At 62.8% G+C, this 13,295-nt stretch carries 12 protein-coding genes; all 12 read right to left on the bottom strand.

Annotation, left to right across the window (positions count from 1 at the left end; all coding sequences use genetic code 11):
- Position 1 precedes the first annotated feature (1 nt).
- The gene (locus CK220_RS11365) at positions 2-1,009 is read right to left on the bottom strand and encodes a polyprenyl synthetase family protein (RefSeq protein ID WP_176479056.1); all 1,008 of its coding nucleotides are present in this window, start codon (positions 1,007-1,009) and stop codon (positions 2-4) included.
- A gap of 133 nt (positions 1,010-1,142) precedes the next feature.
- A complete protein-coding gene (locus CK220_RS11360) occupies positions 1,143-2,486 on the bottom strand; it encodes a cytochrome P450 (protein WP_095811615.1) in 1,344 nt (447 codons plus the stop codon).
- Entirely contained in the window at positions 2,486-3,331 is an 846-nt protein-coding gene (locus CK220_RS11355; protein ID WP_095811614.1) for an SDR family oxidoreductase, read from the bottom strand. Before CK220_RS11355 ends, CK220_RS11360 begins: the two co-directional genes overlap by 1 nt.
- A complete protein-coding gene (locus tag CK220_RS11350) occupies positions 3,318-3,626 on the bottom strand; it encodes a ferredoxin (RefSeq protein ID WP_095776552.1) in 309 nt (102 codons plus the stop codon). Before CK220_RS11350 ends, CK220_RS11355 begins: the two co-directional genes overlap by 14 nt.
- A gap of 1 nt (position 3,627) precedes the next feature.
- Entirely contained in the window at positions 3,628-4,917 is a 1,290-nt protein-coding gene (locus tag CK220_RS11345) for a cytochrome P450 (protein WP_095811613.1), read from the bottom strand.
- A gap of 87 nt (positions 4,918-5,004) precedes the next feature.
- Positions 5,005-6,207: a cytochrome P450 gene (locus CK220_RS11340; protein ID WP_095811612.1), complete on the bottom strand. Its 1,203-nt coding sequence runs from the start codon at positions 6,205-6,207 to the stop codon at positions 5,005-5,007.
- A gap of 971 nt (positions 6,208-7,178) precedes the next feature.
- Positions 7,179-8,018 carry an intradiol ring-cleavage dioxygenase gene (locus CK220_RS11335; protein ID WP_095811611.1) on the bottom strand — a complete coding sequence of 280 codons (840 nt, stop codon included), beginning with the start codon at positions 8,016-8,018 and terminating at the stop codon, positions 7,179-7,181.
- Between the two features lie 44 nt (positions 8,019-8,062).
- Positions 8,063-8,842 (bottom strand): ATP-binding cassette domain-containing protein, encoded by a 780-nt coding sequence (locus CK220_RS11330; protein WP_095811610.1) that lies wholly within the window; start codon positions 8,840-8,842, stop codon positions 8,063-8,065.
- Positions 8,842-9,981, bottom strand: a complete 1,140-nt coding sequence (locus CK220_RS11325) for an ABC transporter permease (RefSeq protein WP_095811609.1) — start codon at positions 9,979-9,981, stop codon at positions 8,842-8,844. Before CK220_RS11325 ends, CK220_RS11330 begins: the two co-directional genes overlap by 1 nt.
- 67 nt (positions 9,982-10,048) lie before the next feature.
- Positions 10,049-11,002 carry a sugar ABC transporter substrate-binding protein gene (locus tag CK220_RS11320; protein ID WP_095811608.1) on the bottom strand — a complete coding sequence of 318 codons (954 nt, stop codon included), beginning with the start codon at positions 11,000-11,002 and terminating at the stop codon, positions 10,049-10,051.
- A 323-nt stretch (positions 11,003-11,325) separates the two neighbouring features.
- Positions 11,326-12,396 (bottom strand): zinc-binding dehydrogenase, encoded by a 1,071-nt coding sequence (locus CK220_RS11315; RefSeq protein WP_095811607.1) that lies wholly within the window; start codon positions 12,394-12,396, stop codon positions 11,326-11,328.
- A gap of 89 nt (positions 12,397-12,485) precedes the next feature.
- Positions 12,486-13,286: an SDR family oxidoreductase gene (locus CK220_RS11310; RefSeq protein ID WP_095811606.1), complete on the bottom strand. Its 801-nt coding sequence runs from the start codon at positions 13,284-13,286 to the stop codon at positions 12,486-12,488.
- Positions 13,287-13,295 lie beyond the last annotated feature (9 nt).

The raw sequence follows: 13,295 nt of genomic DNA, 5'->3' as shown, positions 1-13,295 counted from the left end.
CTCATGCGCATGGCGCGTGCTTGGAGAGATACGCTTTGGCCCGCTGCAGCATCTGCGCCAACGGCTCCGCACGCGGCCCCAGCGGGGCGATGGCCTCCCCGGCGTCGCGCAACAGATCCAGCGCGAACTGGCGCGCTGCCTGCAGCCCCATGATCGACGCGCAAGTCGGCTTCTGCGCCGCCGCGTCCTTGCCAGGGGTCTTGCCCAGCGCCGCGGCATCCGCTGTCGCGTCGAGAATGTCGTCGACCACCTGCAAGGCGAGTCCGAAACAGGCGCTATAGCGATCGAGCGCACAGTACAGCGCAGCGTGCAGGGCATCCTCCGCAATGGCACAGAGCGCGCCCATGCGAACGGACGCGCGTACTAGCGCTCCGCTCTTCATCCGGTGCATCGCCACGATCCTGTCCAGCTCGACGTGCTTTCCGACTAGCGACAGATCCAAGGCTTGCCCCCCTGCGGCACCTTGGGCGGACACCGCCTGCGCCAGTTCGCGCACGATCGCTATACGGTTGTTACCTGGCGCATCCAGCCTCGCCAAGGTCAGGAAGGCGTGCGCCTGCAGCGCATCACCGACCAGGATCGCAGTGGCTTCGCCGAACTTGACGTGCACGGTCGGAAGGCCGCGGCGAAGCACGTCGTTGTCCATCGCGGGCAGGTCATCGTGGACCAGGGTACAGGCGTGCATCATCTCGATGGCGGCTCCGACGTCGTCGAGCATGTGCGCCGGCGTATCGGCCAGTGCGCCGGCAGCCAGACAGAGCAAGGCGCGGGTGCGCTTGCCGCCGTGCAAGGTGGCGTAGCGCATGGCCGCCATCAGCTCGGTCTCACCGTCATCTTCGGCGCAGAGAAGACGCGCAAGCGCCTGTTCGACGCGCTTTGCGCCGTCCTGCATCCAGATCTCCGGCGGTAGCGCGCCGGATGCGCCGCGCGACTTCGCGCCCAATCCGCCGAGCGCGGAAACGCCAGTTCGGTCGTCGTGTAGCGTGGAACCGGTCTGCATGCTGTTCATAGTCCTTGTACCTGACACGGCCACTGCGAGCGCCGAGCCGCAGTGTCGCCGGCGCCGAGCGGTTGCGCCGAGTGCTGCAATGCTGCCCGTCGCCGGCGCCGCTGCCTCGCCACACGGGGCATGCCATGCCAGCTCATGAGAAACCGATGCGGACTGTCATGGACGGATGTGCGGTCGGGTAATAGCGCCGGCCTTTTTCGACGCCGCTCAGCAAACGCGGCCGCACTCCGGCCTCGTGCATGGTCAGCGCCAAGGCGATGCAGAACTGCACCATTTCCAGCCATACCAAGTGGTAGCCGATGCAGACGTGTGGGCCGGTACCGAACTGCAGCATGTCCACCGGATGGATCGGATCCGTGCGTTGCAGCCACCGTGCCAGGCGGAACTGATCAGGCGCCTCGTGCAGCAGCGCCGAGGTCGAGAAATGCAGCAGTGGGATGCACAGATGGGTGCCCGCGGGAATGCGCCGTTGGCCGAGCTGCAATTCCTGCAGCGCGCGACGCGGCAGGAGCGTGGTCGCCGGATGCACTCGCAGCGTCTCGCGGAACAGCGCCTCGGCGACCGGACACTGCGCCAGGTCCGCGTGCCGGGTCGGCACCGCGCCTACGCGTTGCGCTTCCTCGACCAGGGCGTCCCACAGCATAGGCTGTCGCGCCAACTCGATCACCATCCAGGCCATCGTCGAGGCGGTGGTGTCGTGACCGGCGAGCAGCAGCAAGCGGATGTTGGCGACCAGTACGTCATCGGAGAGCGCATCGTCGCTGCGATCGAAGGCGCTCACCATGTCGTTGATCAACCCGGTGCGCGCGGCATTCGCGCGCGCGTCGCGGACGAACTGGTGCAACTGCGCGTCGATCCAGTCGCGGGCGGCGCGGCCGCGCCGCAAGGGCAGTCCGGGGAGATCGAGGGGGGGCGCGACGATCAACTGCAGCAGTTGCCGGTACTTGCGATGCCATCTCGGCAGGTCCTGCGCGGGGATTCCCATGAGGCTGAAGATTAGCTTGAGCATCAAGTCGCCGGTTTCGCGCAGGATGGTTACGTCGCCGCGGTCGCGCCACGCCTGCACCCGCGCTCGGATAACGGGCGCGAACAGGTCGCCGATCCCGGCCTGGGTCAGCCCCTTCGGCAGGAACGCCGCCTTGATCGCATCGCGCGCCTGCCGGTGCGCGCCGCCGTCCTGGGCGACCAACGTTCCGCCAAGCAATTCGGGCGCGATCTCTTCGATCAGCGCCGAGGACACGTCCTTGTGTCGGAGCAGTGCGAACGCATCCGGATCCATGCAGGTCATCAGGTGGCCGGCGGGGCCGAAATCCAGCCAGAAGTGGCTGCCCAGCGTCCGTTCCGCGCGCCGCAGCAGGCGCGGCAGGTCGCAGACGATGGCGGGAAGATGCCCGATCAGCGGGAAAGCGCCGGGCATGACCGGGATGTTTTGCCGCAACCGGCGCCGACGGTCCAGGGGGTTGAGGAGCATGTCCATCAGCAGTGCTGCTCCGCGGCCGCTTCTGCGATGCCGCCGGCAGGCCGCGCGGCGGCGCTGTTGCCTCCGTCAGCGTATGTCGGCACATGCGCCAGCATGCCGCCGTCGATGCACACGACCTGCCCGGTAATGAATGCAGCATCATCGGAGAGCAGGAACGCCACCAGCGCGGCCACGTCCTCGGGGCGGCCGACACGCGGCAGGAGCTGGTGCCGGCGCAGATGCCGTTGCATGCATTCGTCAAGCTTGGCGAGGAGACGCTCGGTCATGATGAGACCCGGCGCAACGGCGTTGCAGCGGATGTGCGCATGACCGTACTGCGTGGCGAGCGAGGCCGACAACATGTTCAGCGCCGCCTTCGACGCGGCGTAGGACGTCTGCGCGGTGTCACCGCTGAGCCCCTGGCACGACGACATGTTGACGATCGCACCACCGCCGCGGGCGATCATCAATGGGATGGCCTGTCGGCAGCAGAGCAGCGTGCCGCGCAGATTGGTCGCCATGGTCTGATCCCAGACCGCCAGGTCCAGGTCGAGGATCGCGCAGTCGCGCGGGGTCAGATGCATGGCGCTCGCGTTGTTCACCAGCAGGTCGACCCCACCGAAGTGCCGCTGCGCCGTCTCGAACAGCGCTGCCACCGCCTGCGCATCGGCGATGTCCATGGCTAGGGCCAGCGTGTGGTCTGCTTCGGCCCCGATCTGCGTGGTGCAGGCGATGGCCGCCGAGGCATCAATGTCGGCCACCACCACTCTGCCGCCCTCGCGCGCGATGGCGAGGGCGCATGCCTTGCCGATGCCGGCGCCGGCGCCGGTCACCACCGCCACCTTGCCCTCAAACCGTCCCATCGTGTCCTCCTGGATTGCGTTGGTCTTTCGCGGCATGCCGCTCGACCTCCACCGGAGAAGGCGCAGGGTCGGCACTGGCGAGCTCCTCATCGCCAGCGTCGCTTTCGATGACCAGAATGGCGGCGACTGGGCACTGGCTGGCTGCGAGTCGCACGGCGGCGTGCAGCGCCTGCGGAATCGTTGCCACGCACAGTTCGGCCACTCCGTCCGGTTCGCGCTGGCGAAAGGTGCCCGGCAGCGTAAGCGCGCACTGCCCGGTGGTTCCGCACAGGTCCTGGTCGACCACGACGCGCATCTCAGCCCCCCTGCGCTTGCAGCCGCACCGGCAGCGCGCGGAACGTCCTAAGGAACGCGGAGGGCTCCCGGGTCGGCTGCTCGGCCAATGCCAGCGTGGGGAAGCGCGCCTGGATCCGCGGCAGGCTCTCGGCCAACTGCACCCGGGCGAGTTGCGCACCGAGGCAGAAGTGGATGCCGTGGCCGAAGCTCAGCATGATCTTCCCATCGCTCGACATGCCAGGACTGGTGCCGTAGAACCGCGCGGGATCGAAGCGGTCGGGATCGGCGAAGGCGTCCGGGTCGCGATTGCCGGCCGCGATCAGCACGCGCACATCCGCGTTCTTTGGGATTACCACGCCGCCCAGTTCGATGTCGCGCTGGGCGATACGCGGAATGGAGCTGAACATGGCGGGCGCGTCGCAGCGCAGGACTTCTTCGACGAATGCCTTCACCCCCACGGCGTCCCCCTGCAGCCAGTGCCGCTGTTCGGGAAACGCCAGCATCGCCAAGACCGCATGGTCGATACTCGAAGCAGTGGTGGCGAAGCCGCCCAGCAGCATGCCCCACAGCATGCTGATCAACTCCGCATCCGACAGCGTGTCGGCATCGTCGTCGTGTGCGCCGACCAGCATCGACACGATGTCGTGGCGGGGATCGGTGCGTTTGCGCTGTATGAGGTCGCCGAAGTAGGCATGCACCTTGGCGCTGGCCGCGTCCGCCGCGGCGAGTTGGGGATCGCTGGCGTGCGGGCTCAAGCCTTCCAGAATGGCGCCGATGCCGGCGGCGAGCCCGAACATGTCGTCCTGGGGCATGCCGAACAGTTCGGCGAAGACCAGCATGGGCAAGGCCAGCGCGAATTCCCGATGCAGGTCCACCGCCTCCCCGCGCTCCAGCGCGGGCGCCATGGCGTCCAGGCGCGCTGCGACGATGCGCGCGATGGTCGGCCGCAGGTTGTCGATCTCGCGCACGGTGAAATCGCGCGAGATCAGCCGGCGCAGACGCGTATGCGTCGGTGGTTCCTTCATCGCTAGCGTTGACGCCAGCAGACTGAGCGAGAGGCTGGTCGCCGCGCGCGGGAAATAGCGCGCCAGTTCGCCCGGAGCCGGTCCCCGAAACGCATCGCCCGTGGCCTTGAGCACCCAGTAGATGTCGGCGTGGCGGCTCAACAGAAAGAGGCCCGACGCCGCGCGATGCACCGGATCGTGCTCGCGCAACCACCGCATGAATGGATACGGGTCATTGATGCACGCTGGAGATGCCAGTTCGGCAAAGGCGTCCCGGCATGCTGCCATGGTTTCTTGCACGTCCATCTTGGTTACCTGTTGGCTGGAGATCTGACCGGCGCGCGCCAGGGGCGCCGGCAAGTTAAGATCGCGGTTCCCGGCGGCGTCGGTGAATCACCAGAGCACCGGGAACTCCTCGAACCCGCCGGTGATGATCTCCTTGCGCAACTTTAGCGCTTCGGGCGCCACGGCCAGGCGCAGCGCGGGAAAGCGCTGGAAGATCGAACCGAACACCACCTTGAGTTCCAGCCTGGCCAGCGCCATGCCGATGCAGTAGTGCGGCCCGTGCGAGAACGTCAGGTGCGGATTTTCCTCGCGTCCAATATCGAAGATTTCCGGGTCGTCGAAATGGCGCGGGTCGAACGACGTCGCCGGCAGGCCGACGAGCACCTTGCTCTCCGCGGGGACATGCACGCCCGCGATAGTCACGTCGGTCCTCGGATAGCGCATGATGCCGTCCCAGCCCGCGCCCGGCGGGTACATGCGCAGGATTTCCTCCACGGCCTTGTCCACCAGGGATGGATCGCCGACCAGGCGTTCGCGCTGTTGCGGATGGCGGAACATTGCCAGCAGGCCGAATTCGATCTGCGCGACGGTGCTCTCGTGCCCAGCCACCAGCATGCCCGCCGCCAGGCCGATCGCCTCTTCCTCGGTCGCCTTGCCCTGGTCGACCGCCGAGAGCAGGTCCGTCAGCAGGTTGTCGCCCGGATCCTGGCGCTTGTCCCACATCTTGCCGCGAATGTAGGCGCGCAGTTCTTCCCAGGCCAGGCGAGACGCGCTGCGCGGACCGCTTTCATGCTGGTGCGTCATCACCTCGTCGGACAGCCCGGCGAAAAAGGCGTGATCCTCATAGAGCACGCCAATCAGCGCGCTGATGACCATGGCCGGAAGCGGAAAGGAGAAGTGGCGCCTCAGGTCGGCGGGCTGGGGCTGGACAGCTAACGTCTCGAACAACTTCGCAGCGATCGCCTCGACCTGCTGCGCGAGCAGCTTCACCCTGCGGTTGCTGAAGGCCGGCGCCACGATCGTACGTAACCGATCGTGCTCGCCCCCCTCGTGGGAGACCAGCCACCCCGGCGAACCGAGAATCACCGAATCCGGGGTGAATGCCGCCGGCGGCATTCCCCCGGGTCGGAATGCCGCGTCGGAAAGCGTCGCCTTGGCCTCGTCGTAGCCTGTCACCAACCAGCCTTCGTGCCCGGACGGGAAGCGCACGCGGTGGATCGGACCGTTGGCGCGTAGCGCCAACATCTCGGGCGAGGGCTCGATGTGATCGACGCGCCACATCGGCAGCGTCGGCAAGGAGTGTTCGGACATGGTGGCACTTCACTTCTCTAAGCGATGGAAGGGCGGAAGGCGCTGCGGGCAGCGAATGACGTAAGACGGCATGTAGACGTCCTCCGCGGCGTAGCCGGCGCGATTATCAAGATTGGCCAAGGTATAACTGTGCAGGCACCGCGCGGGGCGAGATGCAGAACTCATCCTGCGCCTTTGATGTCAGGATAAAGCGAGTGTGGTGGGCCGGCCTTTGAGTGGCAGCCGGCCATCAAGATTTCGTGCGCAAGGGTCGGCAAGGGCGGCGCCTGTTTGGGTACGGGGCGGTCTCGCCGAGGCCGCCCTGCCATAGAATGCTATCTGATGGGGATTTGACATTTGCTTTTCTTTCTTCGTTCCACCGATCGCGGTGTCATCCACGAATGAAGGTCGGTCGGCGGCCCCCGGCTCCCAACGAAGGAGTTTCAAAACTCGTGCCAATTTGGCCGACCCGACAGAAGAAAAAACATTGTGATTGTTTTCAGCCGATTAGCGTGAGGCCAGACAAGAGCTCCGCGAAAAAGACCGGTGGCAGGGACCCGACAAAAGCGACAGAACAGTGTCGGATAGTATACGATCGTCCCGCGCCAGACCGGCGACACACCCCCGCGAACGCGCCGTCCTCCCACTTCCTCGTTATTGAAGCCTGACCGGCACATCAGGGCACCAGCGCTTGCTGATGTTGGCGCTCATGTGGGGCGGCGCGGAAGAACCACCCATCGGGCGGTGTTTCCAGAATACTTGGGGGGAGCGGCTTTGGCCTTGAGATAACGCAATTTGAAAGGCGCAGACCGACCGCAGTCATACCCCCGCCTGAAGAAAATTATCGGTCGTAGTCTGAACTCGACAGTGTTCAAGACACCCGCACCGAGCGCTGCGAGCGGACAATACCGAGCACCTTTCTGCCTTCTTTACCGAAGGGCCGAGTTCGAGCGAGGGGGAGATATCCTCGCGATCGGCTTCCGCTGGGCGGGTCACTCCTTCTTCAGCACGAAATCGAACTGCGCTTTCCATTTGACGTCCCCCTCATCGACCTGGACGAAATCCACGATCAGCGAATCCTTTACGCCAAACACCGCATCCGACTCGATATAGCGGTCGCCCGCGACGAAGATATGCGTGCAAACGCGATCATACCCAGGCGCGCCGCATAGGAAATGCACGTGTGCCGGCCGGTAGGGATGGCGGCCCAGCTTCTCCAGCATCTGGCCGACGGGTCCGTCGTCGGGGATCGGATAGGAGACAGGCTTGATGCCGCGGAAGAAATAGCGACCGTCCGCTCCGGTCCTAAAGATGCCACGGTTGTTAAAGGGCGGCTGGATGTCCGGCTGCTGGACATCGTAAAAGCCCTCTTCATTGTCAGACCATACGTCGATGCAGGCGTTTTCAATGGGCGTTCCGTCTAGGTCGATAACACGCCCCTCATAGAGGCAAAGCTCCCCCAAGCCATCTAGGTTGATACTGTCCCCCATCTGCCTTTCGGGGGCGCCATCAACATGGAATGGGCCATACACAGTGCTTTCCGTCGCGCCGCTCGGTCTCCGGTGATTGATCGCGTCAACCAGCATTGAAACGCCGAGCACATCGGAGAGCAGGATGAACTCTTGCCGCGATTGACTGCAGATTTGCCCGGTCCGTGTGAGGAATTCGATGGCAAGGCCCCATTCCTCTTCCGTTGGTTCGACGTCTTTGACGAAAGCGTGCAGATGGGCAACGAGGGAGCCCATAACCTGGCGGAGGCGCGGGTTGGCGTTGTTGCCCATACGCGCGTTGACCGTTTCGGCTGAGTTGTGTTCGTTCAGATACTTCGCCATGTTCCACTCTTCCCATTTGCGCGCTTGCTCGTTGGTCGACCAAGTCAGACCGTTCCCCCCAGTGATGCTTCCAACTGCGCAAGCTCTTGTCCGCCGGCCATCAAATTTTGCAGCTCTTCGGCGCTGATATGACCCCGGTCAGCTGTCCCCAGGGTCTTGCCCCGATTGAGGACCGTGAAGCGGTCTCCGACTGCAAGTGCGTGCCGAACATTATGCGTGATGAACACGACACCGATGCCCTTTTTTCGGACATGATCGATGGTGGTGAGGACATTGGCCGTCTGCCGGACCCCAAGGGCTGATGTGGGCTCGTCCAAAATGAGAACCTTCGCACCGAAGTAAACCGCGCGCGCGATGGCAACGGCTTGGCGCTCGCCGCCAGAAAGGGTTCCCACTGCCTGGCCAGGCTCGCGCAGACTGATGCCCATATGCCGCATTTCCTGCATAGTTATGGTGTCGGCCGTTTCAAGGTCGAAGCAACGGAAAGGCCAAAAACCCTTCTGGGGCTCCCTGCCCATCCAGAAGTTTCGCGCGACGCTCATCAGAGGGATCATCGCGAGGTCCTGATAGACCGTTGCGATGCCCGCCGCCATTGCGTCTCGAGGGGTGGTGAAGTGGGCGACCTGCCCTCCTACCCTTATCTCCCCTTGGGAAGGCACATGCACGCCGGACATAGTTTTGATCAAAGTCGACTTGCCTGCGCCGTTGTCTCCGAGGAGGCAATGGCACTCGCCAGCCTGCACGCCGAAAGACACTCCAGACAAGGCTATGATGTGGCCAAACTGCTTGCGAATGTCGACCATTTCGAGGATCGGGGCAGCCATCACTTCTCTCCCGTGATCAGGCGGCGGACATACGTATTGGCCAGGACCGCGGCAAGCAGGATGCTCCCTAGGAACACTCGGAAAAGCGAGCTCTCCACGTTGGTGAAAAACAGGCCTTGCTGGACGACACCGAAAATAATCGCGCCCAGCGCGGCGCCGACCACAGAGCCGTAGCCACCGGTCAGAAGTGCGCCCCCGATCACCACGCAGATGATGGCCTCGAACTCCTTCATGATTCCCCGATCAGAGGCTGCCGAACCGAATTCGATGACTTGCTCGATGCCGAGGAACGCGGCACAAAGGGCCGCAACCATAAACATCAGTATCTTCACGCGAGCAACTGGAACACCAACGTATCGGGCAGCTTCCGGATCACCGCCTGCAGCAAAAATCCAGTTTCCGAAGCGGGTCCGGGTGAGAACCCATTGCCCGACAAGCACGAAAACGATGGCCCAGACCATCAACATGGGGATGCCGCTCACGACTGGCTGCCCCATGCGGGTGCCCTTGGTGAAGGTCGCGATGACGCCTTGCTGGCCAAGCCACTGGAATAGTCCTGTGAACGCCTCACCTCCAAAGAGCCAGGCGATCGGATCTCCGGCCGCGACTTCGCCAACGCCCGAAACAACGGGCTGACGGTTGAATGTAATGGCGCTCCAGATCGTGGCGCCGCGAAGAATGAAAAGAAAAGCGAGTGTGACGATGAACGATGGCAGCCCGGTTCGGATGACAAGCCAGCCGTTGATCATGCCTAGGCTAGCGCAGAGCATCATCGTCAGCAGGATTCCTCCCCAAACGGGAATGCCGAGCTTCATGACAAGAAGTGCAAATATCATCCCAGAGAAGCCGACCATCGAGCCTAGCGAGAGGTCGAATTCACCCGCAATCATCAAAAGACATACACCTACTGCAAGCACGACGAACTGAGCCGAAACCGTGCCCCAATTCATCACTCCCTCGAGGGCGAACATTTGCGTGCCGCCAGCAAGGATCATGAAGAATACAAAGACCGCGATCGTGCCACAGATTGCCCCGAGCTCCGGGCGGATGAGCGCCTTGTGGAGGCGATGCAGCTCTTTGACGCGCTCGTCTTTAGGGAGCGTAGGCCGTGGGGCCTCGTTGGTCTGGACGTTCGTCATGATTCCAACTCCTGCCGCAAAGCTACGGCGGAAGCACATGCCTCCGCCGTGCTCGATGGTGATTGCCCTAGCGGTACTGACCCGCGAGGGATTCAACCAACTTGATGTTGTCCTTGGTCACGAAGCCGGGTCCGGAGAGGACTGAGTTCGCCGGAACGACGCCGTAACGGAGGTAGTTGGTCAGAGTGATCACCGGCAGGTAGCCCTGCAGGAAGGGCTGCTGGTCAATGGCGAAATTGATGACGCCATCCTTGATCGCCTTGGAGATGTCGGGGTTCAAGTCAAAGGTCGCGAAGAAGATCTGTCCCGCCATTCCGTTGTCCTTCAGGGCCTGGATGGTCGGGAGCGCAGTCATCGGGCCGAGCGCCAGGACGGCGCCGGTATCAGGGTTGGCAGAGAGATAGGCCTTCACCCTGTTGGCGATCTCCGCGGCATCGGTGCCAGAGTCAATCATCTGCTTGCCGAGTTCTACGCCAAGACCCTTCGCGAAGCCCTGGCAGCGCTGCTCGCCGGCGACATTCGGAAACAGGCTGTTCACGCAGAGGAACGATTTGATGCCCGCAGCCTTCGCTCGTTCACCGGCGCCCTCGCCCGCGTCGAACTCTGGTTGCCCGACATGCAGAAGCGCTCCGAGCTTCTTCGACTGTTCGGCCGTTCCGGTGTTCATCGTCACCACCGGAATGCCCTTGGCGACCGCATCAGCGATGGGGCCGCCGACGAGGTCGGCGTCGGGAATGGTTACGATGATCCCACTCGGCGCTTCTGCAGTGGTCTGCTGAATGATGCGAACCATGTCTGCAAGATCGCCGGTCGGCGGATTGCGGAACGTAACCTCCGCTCCCACTTCCTTAGCCGCCAAGCTGGCGCCGTTCTTCACGGTGTTCCAGAAGGTCTCGCTATCGGGCGAATGCTCGATGAGGACGTATTTCTCGCCATCGGCATGAGCGGATAAATTCCAACCGACGGTGGCGGCGACGGTGAATACGGCCGAAAGCAGTGCGTTCTTGAATGAAGATTTCATTGGATCCTCCCTGGTGGAATCTTGCTGTCGCTCTGCCCAACGTTGCTTGAAGCGACCTCCCCGCTGTCCGGGCAGCTCGGCTGCCAGGTCCAACGTATGTTCATTTATGCAGATAGCGGCAATCGGGATAAACGGGGCAATCAAGGAAACAGTCTTGCATTACTTGCAAAAAGCTTTCCTGACTTGATCTTTCGTGCGAGCTGCAAAGCAAGGGCATTGCGCAAGCGAAGCCCAGCCGACCACCACCGTGATCGACGGCTATTGCACCGTTGCTTCTAAGGTCAGGTCGGCAGAGCGCCCGGCGTAGAACCCCTCGTTCGGGATTAGGCGTTGAGGTCTACAAGAATTTTCATTTTCGTTCCACTCGGGTCCAACAGTGGTTGGAAACCCTTGTCCACAAGCTCGTCGAGCGAGATGACCTCATCAACCAGTTGATCGACTGGAAGCCGCCCGCTTTCTATCATCGAGAATACCCGTGGCCACATCGAGGTCGGGTAACACAGTGAGCCCTGCAGCCGGATATCCCGCACAATGAGGTCGAATGGTGAGACCTCGACCTTGCCATTCGTGAGGCCGATCAACACCACTGTTCCCTGCGGTCGGACGGCCGATAGACAATCGGAGATCGCGCGTGGGTTGCCGGCGCATTCGATCGCGGCGTCGCAACCGAGCCCTTCGAACGTTTGTCTGCTGATCGACGAGGCCAGAGAGGATTGCGTCGGGTCGATCGTCGTAACCGGAACCCCGAGGTTTTCTATGCGGCGACGCCTTGATGCATTGGGTTCACTAAGGAAGATCTTCGCTGCTCCGGCGGCGTGGGCCGCCAAGACAGTCAGCGCTCCGATTGGGCCGCCCCCAGTGATTAGAACCGACCCCCCAGGCTGTAGTCCACTTCGATCAACCGCGGTCACCGCGACAGCCGCGGGTTCGACCAGGGCGCCCTGGCGAAACGTCAGCTTCTCGGGCATTTTCACGGTGGCGTAACCCTTCATCACCGCATATTGCGCGAAGCCGCCCCAAGGCCAGGTTAGTCCGGTGGCGGCCCCGCGCGTGCCCAGGAAATGCAATCCGCGAACGCCAAAATAGCCATCAAGCGGTCCCATGTGGGGCTGGATGGAAACGCGATCGCCGGGTTTCAGGTGGGTGATTTCACCGCCTACCTTCTCGACGATCGCGCTGAACTCATGTCCCAGGATTTGCGGAATAGAGGCGCCAGAAAATGCATTCGGTTGAGGCGAGATGAAAATCGGACCGGCAGCGAACTCATGAAGGTCGGTCCCGCAGATTCCGCAGAGTTGGTTTCGAACGAGAACTTCGTCGGGAGCGAGCTGTGCTGGCAATTCTACTTCCTCGACGCGAACATCGCCCTTCGCGTGAAACCGAGCTGCTTTCATGTCAGGTATCCTCCACGAATTCGCCGAAGGAGATGCGAGCCTCCGTTCCAGCAACCGGCGGCGCATTGTTGCTCGGCCGGCTCTAGTCGTTAAACAATCGACCGGATCGATCCACCATCGACACCCCAGACGGCCGAAGTGACGAAACTCGCAAGGTCGGAAGCGAGGAAGACGAGGACATTTGCGACCTCGTCGGGATCGCCAAGTCGCTGGAGTGGCAGCTGGCGGAGCTTCATCTCATGCTCCACGGCGGCTTGCGGCTCCATCTTGTGATACTTGCCCATCGTCTCGGCGAATCCACCAGGCTTTGTCCAGAACGGCGTCCAGATGGGACCGGGTGCCACTGCGTTAACGCGGATCTTAGGGCCTTCGGCGCGAGCAAGGGCTTTGGTCAGGGAGAGCACAGCAGCCTTCGACACCGAATAGTCGATCGGCACCGGTTCAGGTTGCCTGGCAAGATCGGATGCGTTGTTGACGATCACGCCGCCCTTTTCGCGAAGGATTGGCAACACTTTGCGGATGGCCCGCACGTAGCTCATGAAGTTCAGGGCCAGGGTAGCATCCCAAGCAGCATCATCGACGTCGTCGAAGGAGCGGATGGCCCCCGACCCGACATTGTTCACCAGAATATCAATGCGATTGCCGAAGGCGGCGAGTAACGTGTCCATACCATCGGATACGCCGCGCGCGGTCGAAAGATCTCCGGCCGCGGTGTGCACCGTGACTCCGAGAGCCTTGGCAGCCTCGGCTACCTTTTGCATTTCGGCCTCATCGATATCCAGGATGCCGACGTGCGCACCCTCTTTCGCGAACGCTATAGCCGTGGACCGACCAATTCCGTTCGCACCGCCAGTGATAAACGCGACTTTACCTTTGAGACCAGTTTCCATTGTCTTCCT

Origin of the sequence: Mesorhizobium sp. WSM3860 (assembly GCF_002294995.1) — a bacterium.
Classification (GTDB): domain Bacteria; phylum Pseudomonadota; class Alphaproteobacteria; order Rhizobiales; family Rhizobiaceae; genus Mesorhizobium.
This window is presented reverse-complemented; position numbering and strand designations above follow the sequence as displayed.

Coding starts and splice junctions, on each gene's coding strand:
- CK220_RS11365 (WP_176479056.1), bottom strand. CDS start 1,009: ATGAACAGCATGCAGACCGGTTCCACGCTACACGACGACCGAACTGGC.
- CK220_RS11330 (WP_095811610.1), bottom strand. CDS start 8,842: ATGGCTGCCCCGATCCTCGAAATGGTCGACATTCGCAAGCAGTTTGGC.
- CK220_RS11335 (WP_095811611.1), bottom strand. CDS start 8,018: ATGGCGAAGTATCTGAACGAACACAACTCAGCCGAAACGGTCAACGCG.
- CK220_RS11340 (WP_095811612.1), bottom strand. CDS start 6,207: ATGTCCGAACACTCCTTGCCGACGCTGCCGATGTGGCGCGTCGATCAC.
- CK220_RS11345 (WP_095811613.1), bottom strand. CDS start 4,917: ATGGACGTGCAAGAAACCATGGCAGCATGCCGGGACGCCTTTGCCGAA.
- CK220_RS11355 (WP_095811614.1), bottom strand. CDS start 3,331: ATGGGACGGTTTGAGGGCAAGGTGGCGGTGGTGACCGGCGCCGGCGCC.
- CK220_RS11360 (WP_095811615.1), bottom strand. CDS start 2,486: ATGGACATGCTCCTCAACCCCCTGGACCGTCGGCGCCGGTTGCGGCAA.
- CK220_RS11325 (WP_095811609.1), bottom strand. CDS start 9,981: ATGACGAACGTCCAGACCAACGAGGCCCCACGGCCTACGCTCCCTAAA.
- CK220_RS11310 (WP_095811606.1), bottom strand. CDS start 13,286: ATGGAAACTGGTCTCAAAGGTAAAGTCGCGTTTATCACTGGCGGTGCG.
- CK220_RS11320 (WP_095811608.1), bottom strand. CDS start 11,002: ATGAAATCTTCATTCAAGAACGCACTGCTTTCGGCCGTATTCACCGTC.
- CK220_RS11315 (WP_095811607.1), bottom strand. CDS start 12,396: ATGAAAGCAGCTCGGTTTCACGCGAAGGGCGATGTTCGCGTCGAGGAA.
- CK220_RS11350 (WP_095776552.1), bottom strand. CDS start 3,626: ATGCGCGTCGTGGTCGACCAGGACCTGTGCGGAACCACCGGGCAGTGC.